At 69.7% G+C, this 14,468-nt stretch carries 17 protein-coding genes; 12 read left to right on the top strand and 5 right to left on the bottom strand.

Translation table 11 applies throughout. The annotated features are described in order from the left end of the window. Positions 1-20: 20 nt before the first annotated feature. Genes ACYVOK_RS27510 through ACYVOK_RS27495 form a run of 4 tightly spaced genes read left to right on the top strand, consistent with a single transcriptional unit; the run spans position 21 to position 2,736 of the window. Positions 21-434 carry a RidA family protein gene (locus tag ACYVOK_RS27510; protein ID WP_460665446.1) on the top strand — a complete coding sequence of 138 codons (414 nt, stop codon included), beginning with the start codon at positions 21-23 and terminating at the stop codon, positions 432-434. Further along, positions 434-952 (top strand): 3-hydroxyanthranilate 3,4-dioxygenase, encoded by a 519-nt coding sequence (locus tag ACYVOK_RS27505; protein WP_460665445.1) that lies wholly within the window; start codon positions 434-436, stop codon positions 950-952. The genes ACYVOK_RS27510 and ACYVOK_RS27505 overlap by 1 nt, the downstream gene beginning before the upstream one ends. 36 nt (positions 953-988) lie before the next feature. Beyond that, entirely contained in the window at positions 989-2,002 is a 1,014-nt protein-coding gene (locus tag ACYVOK_RS27500) for an amidohydrolase family protein (protein WP_460665444.1), read from the top strand. Continuing rightward, entirely contained in the window at positions 1,999-2,736 is a 738-nt protein-coding gene (locus tag ACYVOK_RS27495; RefSeq protein ID WP_460665443.1) for an alpha/beta hydrolase family protein, read from the top strand. Before ACYVOK_RS27500 ends, ACYVOK_RS27495 begins: the two co-directional genes overlap by 4 nt. An 18-nt stretch (positions 2,737-2,754) precedes the next feature. Here ACYVOK_RS27495 and ACYVOK_RS27490 read toward each other — a convergent pair whose 3' ends face one another. Next, positions 2,755-3,456 carry an O-methyltransferase gene (locus ACYVOK_RS27490; RefSeq protein WP_460665442.1) on the bottom strand — a complete coding sequence of 234 codons (702 nt, stop codon included), beginning with the start codon at positions 3,454-3,456 and terminating at the stop codon, positions 2,755-2,757. Positions 3,457-3,635: 179 nt separating this feature from the next. After that, positions 3,636-4,418, bottom strand: coding sequence for a DeoR/GlpR family DNA-binding transcription regulator (locus ACYVOK_RS27485; RefSeq protein WP_132410249.1), 783 nt, complete (start codon positions 4,416-4,418; stop codon positions 3,636-3,638). A gap of 101 nt (positions 4,419-4,519) precedes the next feature. Here ACYVOK_RS27485 and ACYVOK_RS27480 point away from each other — a divergent pair, with 101 nt between their 5' ends. Further along, entirely contained in the window at positions 4,520-5,401 is an 882-nt protein-coding gene (locus ACYVOK_RS27480) for an SIS domain-containing protein (protein WP_460665441.1), read from the top strand. Between the two features lie 179 nt (positions 5,402-5,580). On the opposite strand, the gene ACYVOK_RS27475 is transcribed toward ACYVOK_RS27480, so the two are convergent. Next, a complete protein-coding gene (locus tag ACYVOK_RS27475) occupies positions 5,581-6,750 on the bottom strand; it encodes an MFS transporter (RefSeq protein WP_460665440.1) in 1,170 nt (389 codons plus the stop codon). Between the two features lie 71 nt (positions 6,751-6,821). On the opposite strand from ACYVOK_RS27475, the gene ACYVOK_RS27470 reads away from it, so the two are divergent. The 7 genes from ACYVOK_RS27470 to ACYVOK_RS27440 all read left to right on the top strand — a co-directional run bounded on the left by ACYVOK_RS27470 (position 6,822) and on the right by ACYVOK_RS27440 (position 12,100). After that, complete coding sequence (locus ACYVOK_RS27470; protein ID WP_460665439.1) at positions 6,822-7,367, top strand: CGNR zinc finger domain-containing protein; 546 nt, start codon at positions 6,822-6,824, stop codon at positions 7,365-7,367. 34 nt (positions 7,368-7,401) lie between these two features. Then, positions 7,402-7,623 carry a biotin/lipoyl-binding carrier protein gene (locus ACYVOK_RS27465; protein ID WP_460665438.1) on the top strand — a complete coding sequence of 74 codons (222 nt, stop codon included), beginning with the start codon at positions 7,402-7,404 and terminating at the stop codon, positions 7,621-7,623. 152 nt (positions 7,624-7,775) lie between these two features. After that, a complete protein-coding gene (gene sigE, locus ACYVOK_RS27460) occupies positions 7,776-8,453 on the top strand; it encodes an RNA polymerase sigma factor SigE (RefSeq protein WP_460665437.1) in 678 nt (225 codons plus the stop codon). Beyond that, complete coding sequence (locus ACYVOK_RS27455) at positions 8,450-9,061, top strand: anti-sigma factor family protein (RefSeq protein ID WP_460665436.1); 612 nt, start codon at positions 8,450-8,452, stop codon at positions 9,059-9,061. The genes sigE and ACYVOK_RS27455 overlap by 4 nt, the downstream gene beginning before the upstream one ends. 2 nt (positions 9,062-9,063) lie before the next feature. Continuing rightward, entirely contained in the window at positions 9,064-10,119 is a 1,056-nt protein-coding gene (locus ACYVOK_RS27450) for a sigma-E factor regulatory protein RseB domain-containing protein (protein WP_460665435.1), read from the top strand. A gap of 78 nt (positions 10,120-10,197) precedes the next feature. Continuing rightward, on the top strand, positions 10,198-11,640 hold the full coding sequence (locus ACYVOK_RS27445; protein ID WP_460665434.1) for a S1C family serine protease: 1,443 nt from the start codon (positions 10,198-10,200) through the stop codon (positions 11,638-11,640). Positions 11,641-11,758: 118 nt separating this feature from the next. Continuing rightward, the gene (locus tag ACYVOK_RS27440; protein WP_460665433.1) at positions 11,759-12,100 is read left to right on the top strand and encodes a sec-independent translocase; all 342 of its coding nucleotides are present in this window, start codon (positions 11,759-11,761) and stop codon (positions 12,098-12,100) included. Positions 12,101-12,145: 45 nt separating this feature from the next. On the opposite strand, the gene ACYVOK_RS27435 is transcribed toward ACYVOK_RS27440, so the two are convergent. Continuing rightward, positions 12,146-13,243 (bottom strand): GNAT family N-acetyltransferase, encoded by a 1,098-nt coding sequence (locus ACYVOK_RS27435; protein WP_460665432.1) that lies wholly within the window; start codon positions 13,241-13,243, stop codon positions 12,146-12,148. A 27-nt stretch (positions 13,244-13,270) separates the two neighbouring features. Further along, positions 13,271-14,416, bottom strand: a complete 1,146-nt coding sequence (locus ACYVOK_RS27430) for an Mrp/NBP35 family ATP-binding protein (protein WP_460665431.1) — start codon at positions 14,414-14,416, stop codon at positions 13,271-13,273. Positions 14,417-14,468: the final 52 nt, after the last annotated feature.

Here is a 14,468-nt window from a genome sequence, read left to right as displayed (position 1 = left end):
AGTCCAGGCCGGGAGGCCCCATGACCGTTGTTCCGGGGAAGGCGGTGCCGCGGGGGCGGTTTCCGCATGTGAAGGTGGCGAACGGGTTCGCGTACGTGTCGGGGACATCGAGCCGGCGGCCGGACAACACCATCGCGGGCGCCTCGGTGGACTCGCTGGGAACGGTGTCGCTGGACATCCGGGAGCAGACGCGCGCCGTCCTGGACAACCTCCGCGACATCCTGGCCGCGGTCGGCGCCGGACTCGAGGATCTGGTCAGTGTCACGACGTACCTGGTGTCGATGAACGACTTCGGGGGCTATAACGAGGTGTACGCCGAGTACTTCGACGAGTCCGGGCCGGCCCGGACGACTGTTGCCGTTCATCAGCTGCCGCATCCCCAGCTGCTGATCGAAATTCAGGCCGTAGCGGCGATCCCGCAAAGGAGCGAGTGATGGTCAACCTGGAGTCGACGAACTTTCCGCAGTGGATCGAGGAGAACAAGCACCTGCTGAAGCCGCCGGTCGGCAACAAGCAGATGTTCCCGACCGGTGACGACTTCATCACGATGGTGGTCGGCGGACCGAACCAGCGCACCGACTTCCACGTCGACCCGTACGAGGAGTTCTTCTACCAGATCAAGGGCACGATGCACGTCGACGTGATGACCGACGACGGCCCGGCCCGGGTGGACATCAACGAGGGCGAGATGTGGGTGCTGCCGCGGAACATGCCGCACTCGCCGCAGCGGGACGCGGACTCGATCGGCCTGGTGATCGAGCGGGTCCGCGAACCCGGGGTGCTGGAGAAGTTCCGCTGGTACTGCGACAACTGCCACGAGATCGTGCACGAGGTCGAGCTCCAGGTGACCGACATCGTCGCCGACCTCCCGCCGGTCTTCAACGCCTTCTACGAGAGCGAGGAGGCCCGCACCTGCCCCAAGTGCGGCACCCTCCACCGCGGCAAGGGCTGACCCCACCAGGCCGGGCACCAGGAGGGAGGGTGGCGGGTGGTTGTCGATGTTCATACGCATCTGGTGCCGAAGGGCTGGCCGGATCTCTCGGTTGCGTGCGGCGGTGACGGCTGGCCGTGGTTGCGGATCGACTCCGAGCGGGCCGCGATGATCATGGTCGGCTCGTCGGAGTTCCGCCCGATCGGACCGCAAGCTTGGGATCCGGCCGTCCGCCGTGCCGACATGGACGCCGACGGCGTCGACCTGCAGGTGGTCTCGCCGACCCCGGTGTTCTTCGCCTACGACCGACCCGCCGGCCAGGCCGTGAAGGTGGCCCGGATCTTCAACGACCTCACCCTCGAGACACTTGCCGGGGACAACCGTTTCGTCCCGTTCTGCCAGGTGCCGTTACAGGATCCGGACGCGGCCTGCGCCGAGCTGGACCGGTGCCTGGCGGCCGGGCACGCCGGGGTGGAGATCGGCAACCACGTCGGCGACAAGGATCTCGACGACGCCGGAATCGTTGCCTTCCTCAACCACTGCGCGGAGACCGGCACGCCGGTCCTCGTCCACCCGTGGGACATGCCGGGCGGGCCGCGGCTGGACCGCTGGATGGCCCGGTGGCTGACCGGGATGCCGGCCGAGACCCATCTGTCCCTGCTGGCGATGATTCTCGGCGGTGCCTTCGACGCGCTTCCGCCGTACCTGCGGATCTGTTTCGCCCACGGCGGCGGGAGCTTCCCGTTCTGGCTGGGGCGGGTGGAGAACGCCTGGCACCGGCGCGGTGACGTCGTGCGTGGTTGCTCCGAGCACCCACCGTCGTACTACCTGGACCGGTTCTTCGTCGACACCGTGGTCTTCGAATCTGCGCCATTACGGCTTCTTGTGGATACCGTGGGAGAAGACCGCGTTCTGGTCGGCAGTGACTATCCCTATCCACTGGGTGAGCGGCCGGTCGGGGAGGTGGTACGGAAGGCCGGCTTCCTGACCGCGGAGCAGCAGCACAAGCTGCTGTCCGCGAACGCCCTGCACTTTCTTCGGAATTCGGCGCAGCCTCGGGAGGTCCGATGAGTGAAGACCGATCCGTTCTCACGCGCGAATCGCGTGCGCCCGACGAGGAACTCCGGTACGGCGACCACCCGGACCAGGTGATGGACCACTGGCACGCCAAGGAGTACCGCCCGCTGGTCATCTTCGTGCACGGCGGGTTCTGGCGGCCGGACTACGACCGGAAGCACGCCCGGCCGCTCTGCGAAGCGCTGTCCGACCTCGGCTGGCCGGTCGTGTCGCTGGAGTACCGCCGGGAGCCGGGCAACCCCGACGTCACCACATCAGACGTCCGTACGGCGATCGAGAGCCTGCCCGACCTGGTCGACGTCCACGCGGGCTACGTACTGATGGGCCACTCAGCGGGCGGTCACCTGGCCCTGTGGGCGGCCGCGACGCTCAACCCGGTGCGGTTGCGCGGTGTGATCGCGCTGGCGCCGGTCGCCGACCTGCTCGGGGCCGACCGGCTGGGGCTCGACGACGGCGCCGTACAGGACTTCATCGGCCGCGGCGTACGCAACGACCTGGACCCCGTCCACCTCCCGGCCCCCATCGCCCCGGTGCGCCTCGTCCACGGCACCGCCGACACGATCGTCCCGATCAGCGTCACCGAGTCGTACTTCACCGCCCACCCCACGGCCCACCTCACCCGCGTAGAAGCCACCGGCCACTACGAACTCATCGACCCCCGAACCGAAGCCTTCCACGAAGTAACCACCGAACTAACCCGCCTAACCGGCCACCAAACTCAGAACTGACCGGGAGACACGGAGCGCTCAGGTGAGGCGTTTGGCGGCGGTGAGGAGGCCTTCGGAGGTGGGGAGGAGGGCGGAGACGAGGTCGTCGTCGTCGCGGACGGCTCGGATCAGGTCGCGGAGGGCGTTGGTGTCGGGGTCGCGGTGGGCCGGGTCGGCGACGCGGCCGCCGGTGAGGATGCCGGCGAAGGCGACCACACCGCCGGGGCGGAGCAGGCGGAGGGCCTCGTGCAGGTACGCCGTGTTCTCGCGCCGGTCGGCGTCGCAGAACACCAGGTCGTAGTGGCCGTCGGTGAGCCGGGTGACCACGTCCAGCGCGGCGCCGGCGATCAGGCGGAACCGGTTCGACGGGACGCCGGCGTCGAGGAACGTCTTGCGGGCCAGTCGCTGGTTCTCGGCGTCGATGTCGACCGTGGTGAGGGTGCCGTCGGCCCGCATCCCGCGCAGCAGCGCCAGCCCGGAGACGCCGGTGCCGGTGCCGATCTCGACGACCGCCTTCGCGCCCACGCTGGCCGCGAGCACGCTCAGTGCGGCGGCCGTGCCCGGCCCGATCGCGGCGATACCGCTCTCCGCGGCGCTCGCCCGCGCACCGGTGACGACTTCGTCCTCACCGGTGTAGTCCTCGGCGTAAGCCCAGGACGTCGGGTCGATGCCGGTGGCGATGATGCCCTCCCGAAGATCTGCGGAGTGTTCTGCCCACTGTTCTGGCGCTGCGCTACTCATCCTGACCAGAAGCCTAGCGTCACGCGGTCCGATTTCCGCGTCTCCCGCGCTGGGACTGCGCACTCTTGCTCATAACTCTGCACCTTGAGTCAGATATGATCGACCCAGACGGAGATGATGGGGCATGGAGAGGAGGTGCGGCGTAGATGCGATCGCAGGCAGCCGGACGTCGTACCCGGTCAGGCGCGGATCACGTCGATGCCGGCTTCCTTGAAGACGGTCAGCTGGCTCTCGTCGGCCTGGGCGTCGGTGACGAGCGTGTCGATCTCGCTCAGCTCGCAGATCCGGGCGAAGGCGCGCTGGCCCAGCTTGGAGGAGTCGGCGACCACGACGACCTTGGCGGCCCGGCTGACGATCAACTGGTTGATGTTCGCCTCACCCTCGTGGTGGGCGGTGGCGCCGGTCTCGTCGATCCCGTCGACGCCGATGAAGGCGATGTCCAGCGACAGGTCGGCCAGGATCCGGTGCGACAGCGGCCCGATCATCTCGTACGACTGCGGCCGGGCGACGCCGCCGGTGAGCACCATCTTCACGTGCGGCCGGACGATCAGCTCGTTGGCGATGTTGAGCGCGTTGGTGACGAGCGTGAAGGCCGGCTCACCGTGCTCGGCGGACAGCTCCGGACGCGTCGCCAGGGTGCGCGCCACCTCGGAGATCGTGGTGCCGCCGTTCATCCCGATCACCATGCCGCGTCGGACCAATGTGGCCGCGGCCTGCGCGATCCGCTGCTTTTCCGACGCAAAACGCGCAGTCTTGTAGCGCAGGGGAAGGTCGTAGGACACCGCGTTGGCGACCGCGCCGCCGCGGGTCCGGGTGAGGAGTTGCTGCTTGCCCAGGTGGTCGAGGTCGCGGCGGATCGTCGCCGCGGACACGTGCAGCTGCTCGGCGAGTTCGTCGACGTCGATGGCGCCTTTCTCGGCGAGCGACTCGAGCAAGGTGTTCAGGCGTTCATAACGCTTCACCCGGGGCTCCTCCTTCACACAATCGGTCAGCCGGATGGCGGCTGGCTGGCACCATTCGATCACGTTCGAGCAGTTTCGACCACGACAAGTGCGGAGACAAGATGACCGAGACGCCATTTGTGAGCACTGAGATCGCCACTCAGCCGGAGCTGTGGCGGCAGGTCTCGGACGGTTTCGCGCAGTACGGTGGCGCATTGCCCAAGCCCGGTCAACGGGTGGCGGCGGTGGGCTGCGGCACGTCGTGGTTCATGGCGATGGCGTACGCCGCCCTGCGCGAGGACAGCGGCCAGGGGGAGACGGACGCGTTCGCGGGCTCGGAGTTCCCGGCCGGCCGCGCGTACGACGTCGTCGTGGTGATCAGCCGGTCCGGTACGACGACCGAGGTGCTGGACCTGATCCGGGCGACCGATCTGCCGACCGTGGCGATCACGGCGACCGCCGGCTCGCCGATCGTCGACCTGGCCGACCACACCATCCTGCTCGACTTCGCCGACGAGCAGTCCGTTGTCCAGACCCGGTTCGCGACGACCACTCTGGCGTTGCTGCGCGCCTCACTGGGGGAGGACCTCCGGCAGGCGGCTGCTGACGCGGAGACGGCGCTCACCGTGGACGTTGACGAGCTGGCGAAGCTGGAGCAGGTCACATACGTCGGTACGCGCTGGACCGTCGGTCTGGCCCATGAGGCTGCGCTGAAGCAGCGTGAGGCCGCGTCGGCGTGGACCGAGGCCTACCCCGCGATGGACTACCGCCACGGTCCGATCGCGATCGCTCAGCCCGGCCGCGGCGTCTGGATCTTCGGCGAGCCGCCGGCCGGCCTGGTCGACGACGTCACGGCCACCGGTGCCACGATCGTTCACCAGGCGGGCCTCGACCCGATGGCGTCCCTTGTGATCGCCCAACGCGTCGCGGTCGCCAAGTCCCTGGCCCTCGGCCTCAACCCCGACCAGCCGCGCAGCCTGACCCGCTCCGTCATCCTCGAATGACCGCGGCGGTCATCGGTGAACTGACCGTCCAGCCCAGCGCGGTGTAGAGCGCCCTTCCTTCCTCGGTCGCCACCAGTACGCCGGTCGTCGCACCGGCGTACTGCGCTGCGTTCGCCAGCGCTCATGACGCTCCGCCCCAAGCCCCCGCCCGGGAGGTGGTCCAGCCGTGGAGCCAGGCGTCAAGCGTTCGCGGGGAGCTTTGTGGGGGGTGTGGAGAGGCGTCCCAGGGCTGCGGCGGTGAGGACGGTCAGGCCTACGGCCAGTAGGGCTGCGTGGGTGCCTATGACGGGGATCAGTTGGCCTGCGATCGACTGGCCGAGGGCTGAGGCGCCTACCCGGAGGCTGGCGGCTGTGGTGCTGACTCGGCCCTGGAGCGGCTCAGGACTGTACTGCTGGCGAGCGGCGAACATAGCCGGGAGCATCGGCCCGTCGAGCAACCCTGTCAGCGCAGCAAGCAGCAGGAGTACGGCGAACGTCGTGGCAAGCGGCCAGGCGGTCATCGCCAAGCCGGAAGCGGCTGCGGCGACGATGACGACGTACTCAGGCCGCCAGCGTGTCTGGAGACGTCCGAGCAGTAGAGCGGTCAGCACACTGCCAATCTCCAAGGCAGTCCAGAGGTAGCCGGCCGCAGACCTCGGCATGCCCACTGAGCCCATGTGCAGGGGCAGTGTGATCAGCAGGAGGCCGAATGCGCCCATGACCATCGTGGTGGTGACCGTGGACGCCCGGAGCCGCGGCGTGCGGACCAGATGAGTCAGACCGCTCACCACCGATGGCAGGAAGGGCTCTGCCGCAGCCGCGGTAGGTGGCAGAGCGGGCAGGCGGGTGATGGCCAGGATGCTGAGGGTCGCCGCTACTGCGATGACGACAGCCGCGGCCTCGACCGAGATGGTTGCCGCGATCGTCGCAGCAGCAGCCGGACCGGTGATCGCGGCCGCACCGAAGCTGGCAGCCTCCAACGAGTTCGCGCGCGCCAGTCGCTCGGACGGGACCAGGCTGGGCAGCATGCTGGTGAATCCGCCGCTCACCATGGGCAGAGTCGCTCCGGCCACGGCGGCGAGCGCCGGGGTCATCCAGTGCGCGCTGTGCCCGACCACCCCGAGCAGGGTGACCATGACCACGGCCAGCGCCGCCTGGTTGAGCGCCAGAGCGCTCCGCCGGTACGGCGTCCTGTCGAGCCAGGCTCCGAGGAGCGGTCCAGTGACGACTGCCGGCAGCGCATACGCGGCCCCGGTGACTCCTGCCAGCGCAGGACTGTTGGTGCGCTCCAGGACGAGCAGGACGAGTGTGAACGCGACCATTTCGTCGGCGAGCCTGGCAAGGGTCGCAGCCAGGTAATAGCTGGGCACACCGACCTCCTTGTAACGCAAATCTGTAAGTTACGCGTTACGCTATCAAATACGTTACGGAAAGGAGAGGCGTGGAGATTCAGACGCCGGACCGGCTGGTCCGGCTCGCGGTGGACCTGGTCAACACCCGGACTCGCGATCCGGAGACGCTCACGTCCCCGGACGACGTCCGCGGGTTCCTGCTGAAGCACGGGGAGTCCGAGCCGATCACGCTGGACGACGACGACCTCGCCGAGGTGCGGGCGGTCCGGGAGCGGATCCGGCCGGTGTTCCACAGCGAACCGGCCGAGGCCGCGCGCGTCCTCAACGAGTTGCTCGAGGAGTACGCCGTACGCCCGTACCTGTCAGATCACGACGGATCGCCGTGGCACCTGCACGTGGCCAAGCCAGGGGCGACGTGGGGTCAGTGGCTGGCCGCGACCGCCGCGCTCGGGCTCGCCGGATTCGCGGCCGGGCACGGGTTCGGCGCCATCGGGTCGTGCGCGGCGCCCGACTGCGAGCGCGTCTTCGTGAACCCGGCCGAACGCCGGCCGCGCCGGTTCTGCTCGCCGACCTGCTCGAGCCGCACCCGCGTCGCCTCCTACCGCGCCCGCCGAAGCGCTGACCGCGAGGCCTAGGATCGAGGCAGAGGTCCGGAGCCTGGGAGGCGACTTGAGTCACACCGTGGTGGCAGAGCTGGTGGCGAATGTGCTGAAGGTCACTGCCCGGGCCGGGGACACCGTGGGGCCGGAGGACACCCTGGTCATCCTGGAGTCGATGAAGATGGAGATCCCGGTGCTGGCCGAGGTGGCCGGCACGATCGCCGAACTGAAGGTGACCGAGGGTGAGGTCGTCCGGGACGGCGATCCGATCGCGGTGATCGAGGAGAGGTAGAGCGCAACAAACATGGCCGCCGACGCGTCCGATCTGTGCAGGGCCGTGGCCGGGAACTTCCGGTCCGGGCACCGCGTTGAGCCGTCGTACGAGCAACTCAGGGTCGAACCCGGGTGTTCCCGACGTGCGCAAAGGACGGTGACCGCGGCACCATGGCCTTCACGCTCATTGCCGAACCGACTCCGGGAGGCGTTGCGGTGAAGCCGGCCGACATCTCCGTGGCGCCTGTGGCCCAGCCGCTGCCGGACGCGCTGCCGTCGTGGGACGAGATCGTCCGCACGCACTCGGCGCGCGTCTACCGGCTCGCGTACCGGCTGACCGGGAACAAGCACGACGCCGAGGACCTGACCCAGGAGGTGTTCGTCCGGGTCTTCCGCTCGCTGTCGTCTTACACCCCGGGGACGTTCGAGGGCTGGCTCTACCGGATCACCACGAACCTGTTCCTCGATGGCGCCCGGCGCAAGCAGCGGATCCGGTTCGACGGGTTGCCGGAGGACGCGCACGACCGGTTGCCGGCCAAGGGCGAGAGCCCGGCGGAGAAGCTGGACTCGGACCAGTTCGACCACGACGTTCAGTACGCGCTGGACGCGCTGCCGGAGGACTTCCGCGCCGCCGTGGTGCTCTGCGACATCGAGGGCATGACGTACGACGAGATCGCCGACGTCCTGGACGTGAAACTCGGCACCGTTCGCAGCCGGATCCACCGGGGCCGCTCGATGCTGCGCAAGCAGCTCGAGCACCGGGCGCCGCGGTCCGGCCAGACCCGGGTCGGCGGGCCGCCCGCCGACGGATCGTTCGGTGACGGATTCGCCGGAGGTGAACAGCGGTGAGCCTGCAGCACCCGCTGGACAAGCTCAGCGCCGTCGTGGACGGCGCGCTGGACCACGACTCGCGGGACAAGGTCCTGAGTCATCTGGTCGGTTGTGACAGCTGCCGGTCCGAAGTGGATGCTCAGCGCCGGCTCAAGGCCCGCATGGCTGCTCTGGAGTCGCCTGAGCCGTCCACCGACCTGATGCAGCGGCTGATGGGCGTCTCGTCGTTCTCGCCGGAGCCGCGTGAGGAAGTCCGCCCGGTGCCGACGCCGGCCGTCTCGCTCTTCCCGCAGCGGTCCGCCTTCCCGGCCGCCCGCCAGGGTGCCACCCGGCCCGGTGCTGCCAGGACCACACGTTCGCGGCGGCGGACGGGTGTGCTCGGTGCCGCCGGCTCTGCCGCCGCTGTCGCATCTCTGCTGGGTACGGCGTTCGTCGTCGGTGACCCGGCCCGACAGGAGCAGCCGCCGACGCTGCAGCCGCCGGTGGCGAGCTTCTCGTCCGACCACGCCAGCACGACGAGCGGAGCGCCGTTCAGCGACCCGGTGGCCCTGCTGAACTCCTACAACGGGGCTGGATACACCGGGCTGAGCCCGACGCTGCAGCCGGTGGCTCTGACAGGACGCTGACCGTGAGCCTGTCCCGGCTCGCCGTACTGGTCAGCACCGCACTGATCGGCTTCGGCCTGCCCTCGCCCGCTGTCGCGGCGCCGCCGACCGTCCTGCGCGAGGACTCACCGCTGGCGATCAGCTGGCTGGCGCGTGCCGCCGCGGCTCCGAACACGGTCTCGTACCACGGCACGCAGATCATCACCGCGTGGGGACCGCAGGGCGCCAGCTCGGCGATGCTCGACATCGTCCACGCGGCCTCACAGGGCTCTGAGATCAGTGTGGTCGGCTCCTCCTCACCCGGCGCCAAGGCCTTCGTGCAGCGAGCGACGAACACAGGCGTGTCCGTCGATGGTGGTCCGCTGACCTTGCTGCGGGCGACGTACCAGCTCGTCTACAAGTGCTGCACGGACACGATCGGGCGGACCGCCGTACTGGTCGAGGCGCTGCGGGACGACCGGACCCTGGCGGCGCGGTTCTGGATCGACAAGGCGACCGGACTGCTGCTCCAGCGGCAGCTGTTCGGCGTGGACGGCAAGACGATGGTCCGCGCCACGGTGTTCACCGAGCTGGAGATCGAGGAGTCGGAGTTCCTCGGCCATCTGCCGCCGATGGCGCCGAGCGGCGTCGAGTCGCTCGGACTCGGCGAGGTCGACAACCTGCGTTCCCAGGGCTGGGTGTGCGCCCCGGAGCTGCCCGCGTCGCTCAAGCTGTACGACGTCCACCAGGACACCACGAACGGGTCGCTGCAGTTCTCGTACTCCGACGGGCTGTTCAACGTCTCGCTGTTCGAGCAGCGCGGGGCGCTCGATCCGGCCGCGGTCGCCGGGTTCAGCACCACCGGGACCCCGGGTGTCTACCTGCGGTACGGGATGCCGTCGTACGTCGTCTGGTCCTCGAACGGGATCGTCTACACGCTGATCGGCGACCTGCCGCCGGACATGCTCGCGCGGGTGGTCGAGGCGTTCCCGCACGACGTACCGGTCAAGCTGACCGCGGTCCAGCGGGTCGGCGCGGGGCTGGCCAAAATCGCCACGTGGCTCACTCCGATGGGTGCGCTTTCCGGGAAGCTGGGATAATCGAATCCGGTAGTCCCATCCGGAACCCGGGCAGCGGACGCCGACCGACGACAACGACGACGACGTGAGGCGGGCACCGTGACCAGCGACGACGCCGAGCCGACAGTACCGACGCCCAGCGCGGAACCCACCCGTGTCCTCCCGGCCGAGCCCACCAGCCCGTCCCCGTCGAATCCGCTGCCGCTGACCGGCTTGGCGCCGCCCGCGCCGGGGTCCGGGACGACTCCGCTGCCGACGCCGGGTGGTGACCAGACCTACCGGCAGAACGGCGGCCGCTCCGTCACGCAGCGCAGCTTCGGCGAGCAGGCCCAGGAGCCCAGCTTCCGGCCGGTGTACCCGGGCCAGGCCTGGCCGACCCAGCGCCCGACCTACCAGCCCGCGTACACACCGCCTCCGCCGATCGACTGGCACCACCAGCAGGCCGGCGCGTACACACCGGACCCGCCCCAGCGAGGCAACCGGATCATCGCCATCGCGGCCGCCGTCGCCCTCGTCATCGGCGTGCTGGCCGGCGCCGGCGCGGCGCTGGGTGTCGTCGCGATCGACAACAACCGCCCGGTCGCCGAGCAGCCCGGTCCACCGGTCGGCACCGGCGCGGACCCGAAGATCCGCAGCGGTTCGGTCTCCGCGGTCGCCGCGACCCTGCTGCCGAGTGTGGTGCAACTGAAGGTCGAGGGCTCCGACAACTCCAACGCGACCGGCTCCGGCTTCGTCATCGACGGCTCCGGCCACATCCTGACCAACAACCACGTGGTCTCAGCGGCGGCGAAGGGCGGTGCGATCCAGGTCATCAACGACAAGGGCAAGTCCTGGACCGCACGGCTGGTCGGCCGGTCCCCGGCGTACGACCTGGCCGTGGTGCAGGTGGCCGGCCTGGACGCGCCGGCGGTGCAGTTCGGCCGGTCCGACCTGACGATCGTCGGGCAGGACGTGGTCGCGATCGGTTCGCCGCTCGGCCTGGCCGGAACGGTCACCTCGGGCATCATCTCGGCCAAGAACCGCCCGGTCACCACCGGCGACGGCGTCGACCCGAACTCGTACCTGAACGCGCTGCAGACCGACGCCGCGATCAACCCGGGCAACTCCGGCGGCCCGCTGGTGGACATGAACGCGCGGGTGATCGGCGTGAACTCCGCGATCGCCACCGTCCGCGGTGCGACCGAGGGCCAGAGCGGCAACATCGGGCTCGGGTTCGCGATCCCGATCGACCAGGCCCGGCGGACCGCCCAGCAACTGATCGCCACCGGCGTCGCGTCGTACCCGGTGATCGGCGCCCAGGTCGACATCCAGTTCGAGGGCGGCGCTCGGGTCAGCAAGGTGGAGCCGGCCTCGCCGGCCATGCGCGCGGGCCTGCGGGTCGGTGACGTGATCACCTCGATCAACAACCAGATGGTCGACAGCGCCGAGGCGTTGATCGTGGCGATCCGCACCCACCAGCCCGGCGAGAGCGTGCGGCTGGTGTACGAGCGCGGCGGCAAGGCCCGCCAGGCCAACGTCACCCTCGCCCGGCAGACCGGCTGAGGTCCACAGGTACGACGGCCGGCCGGGGATGTCCGGAATCGGCTGACCCGGCAGGCGATGTCACCAGGTTGCGGCTACGCTGGTCGCCGTCGCAGACGACGTGCAGAGAGGTGGGGACATGTTCGGCATCGGGCCACTCGAGCTGGTGGTGATCGCGATCGTCGCCGTGCTCGTGTTCGGCCCGGATCGGCTGCCGGAGTTCGCCCGGACCGCGGGCCGGGTGCTGCGCCAGGTCCGCCAGATGGTCACCAACGCGCAGAACGACCTGCGCAACGAGCTCGGCCCGGAGTTCGCGGACCTCGAGTTGCAGGACCTGAACCCGCGCAACTTCGTCCGCAAGCACCTCCTCGAAGGCGCCGACGACTTCGACGACGACAAGCCCGTCTCCACCGACTTCTCCGACACCCCCCAACGCCTCCCCGCGGGCCAAAGAGCACCTTTCGACCCCGAGTCGACCTGACGACTGCCGTCGGTTGTGTGGGAGAAGGCCCGTGTCGACCTGAGGTCAGCTGAGGAAGTCTGTCGACAGCAGGTCGTACGTGACTCGGTCGTCGACTGTGCCATCGCCCAGGGGGAACGCCTGCCGTTCGGTGCCGGTCAGCTGGAAGTTCAGCTTCTCGGCTGTACGGCGGGCGGCGTGGTTACCGGCAGCAGTGCGGATGACCAGGCGGCGGCCACCCAGTCCACCGTCCTTCTCGGCGGCGAAGTACCAGCGAGCCATGCCCTCGATCGCCTCGGTCATCACCCCTCGACCCTGGGCGTCGGGGTGCAGCCAGAAGCCGATCTCGCCGTCGCTGCCCTGCCGGAGGTTGAAGAGGGTGACGTTCCCGAGGCCGAGATCGGTTTCGCCGTCGGCCACGCACCAGTTGTAGCGCAGCCCGGACGCCGCCTGCTCGGCCAGCTCCTTCAGCCAGAAGCGCGCGTCCTCGGCGGTGAACGGCTGCGGGATGAACGGCAGGAAGTGGGCCGTCGCCCGGTTCGTCCGGGCCGTGCTGATGCGCGGGATCTCGTCCTCGCGCCACAGCCGCAGCCGCAGCCGTGGAGTCTCCAGCACCGGGTGCTCGAACCACGGTCTGCGCGGATTCCGCGGATCCGACGGCCCGATCCAGCCCGTCCACGCGTCGACGCGGCGGCCGCTCTCCTCCGCGAGTTCCGGGATCGTCTCGCCGAAGCGGAACCCGGTCGCCCAGGCCACCCGCCGCGACGGCCAGTTGCCGACCCGGGCCCACCAATGGATGACGTGGAACCCGCACGTGCCGAACCCGAACTCCAGCAGCAGCCGCACCGACCGGCTCGCCACCCCGGCGCCGCGAGCCCAGCGCGACAGGCCGTAGTGGATCCGCGCGTTGCCGTCGGCATCAGGTTGCAGCGAGGCGGTCCCGGCGTACCGGCCCTGGTACTCGATCACGAACGCCAGCCGCTCGCCCGTCCTCCAGGCCTCGGTGATCCCGGACCCGATCCACCGGCGCGCGTCGTCCTCGTCGAACCCGCGGTCCGGGTCCTCTCGATGACGTTCGAGTTGCCCCTGGACGTCGTCGGGTCGCGGCGCGCGGAGCGTCACCACGCCGTCGGTGAGGACGGGATGCTCAGCAGGGATCGGCACCCGTCAAGTCAACAGCAGAACAGGTCCTCAGCGCCCGACCGGCGAGAGGCCGAGTTGCCGTCCGAGCAGACCACGCGGGCGCCCGCCGAGCTTGGCCGCGATGTGGTCGAGCACCTGGGCCGCCGGGGTGTCCGGGTCGGCGGCGGTGAGCGGGTTGCCCAGGTCGCCGCCGCTGCGCAGCCGCTCGTCCAGCGGGATCTCGCCCAGCAACGGGATGTTGTACCCGAGCCGTGCCGACAAGGTCTCCGCCACCCGGGTCCCGCCGCCGGTGCCGAAGATCTCGATCCGGTGCTCCGGACCGCAGTGCGGGCACGGCAGGTACGACATGTTCTCGACCACGCCGGCGACCCGCTGGTGCACCATCTGGGCCATCGTCCCGGCTCGCTCGGCCACCTCGGCGGCGGCCTCCTGCGGGGTGGTCACGACGATCACCTCGGCGCTGGTCAGCCGCTGGCCGACCGAGATCGCGATGTCACCGGTACCGGGCGGCAGGTCGAGCAGCAGGACGTCGAGGTCGCCCCAGTACACGTCCGCCAGCATCTGCACCAGCGCACGGTCCAGGATCGGGCCGCGCCAGGCGACCACCTGGTCCCGCTTCGGCTTCAGCATGCCGATCGAGATCACCTTCACGCCGTGCGCGGGCACCGGCATGATCATGTCGTCCACCGCGGTCGGCCGCTCGTCCGCGACCCCGAACATGGCCGGCACCGAGTGCCCGTAGATGTCCGCGTCCAGTACGCCGACCGACAGCCCCTGCCGGGCCATCGCGACCGCGAGGTTGACCGTCACCGAGGACTTGCCGACGCCACCCTTGCCGGAGGCGATCGCGAACACCTTGGTCAGCGAGTCCGGGCGGGAGAACGGGATCTCCTTCTCCGGCGCCCCGCCGCGCAACTGGGTCTGCAGGGCGGCCCGCTGCTCGGCCGACATCACCCCGAGGTCGATCTCGACCCCGGTGACGCCGTCGAGTTTGCTGATCGCGGCCGTGGTGTCGCGGCGCAGCGTGTCCTTCATCGGACAGCCGGCGACCGTCAGCAGGATCCGTACGGCGACCACGCCGTCGTCGCGGACGACCACGGAGTCGACCATGCCGAGGTCCGTGATCGGCTTCTTGATCTCCGGATCCATCACACCACTGAGCGCGGTGGTCACCTGATCAGCAGTAGGAGCCATACCCCAAGGCTACGTGCTCGCCCAGATGCCGCCGACCACGGTCCATGTGACC

The sequence above is a fragment of the Kribbella swartbergensis genome (assembly GCF_054784135.1).
The sequence above is the reverse complement of the archived record's forward strand: the minus strand, read 5'-3'. Positions and strand labels throughout refer to the sequence as shown.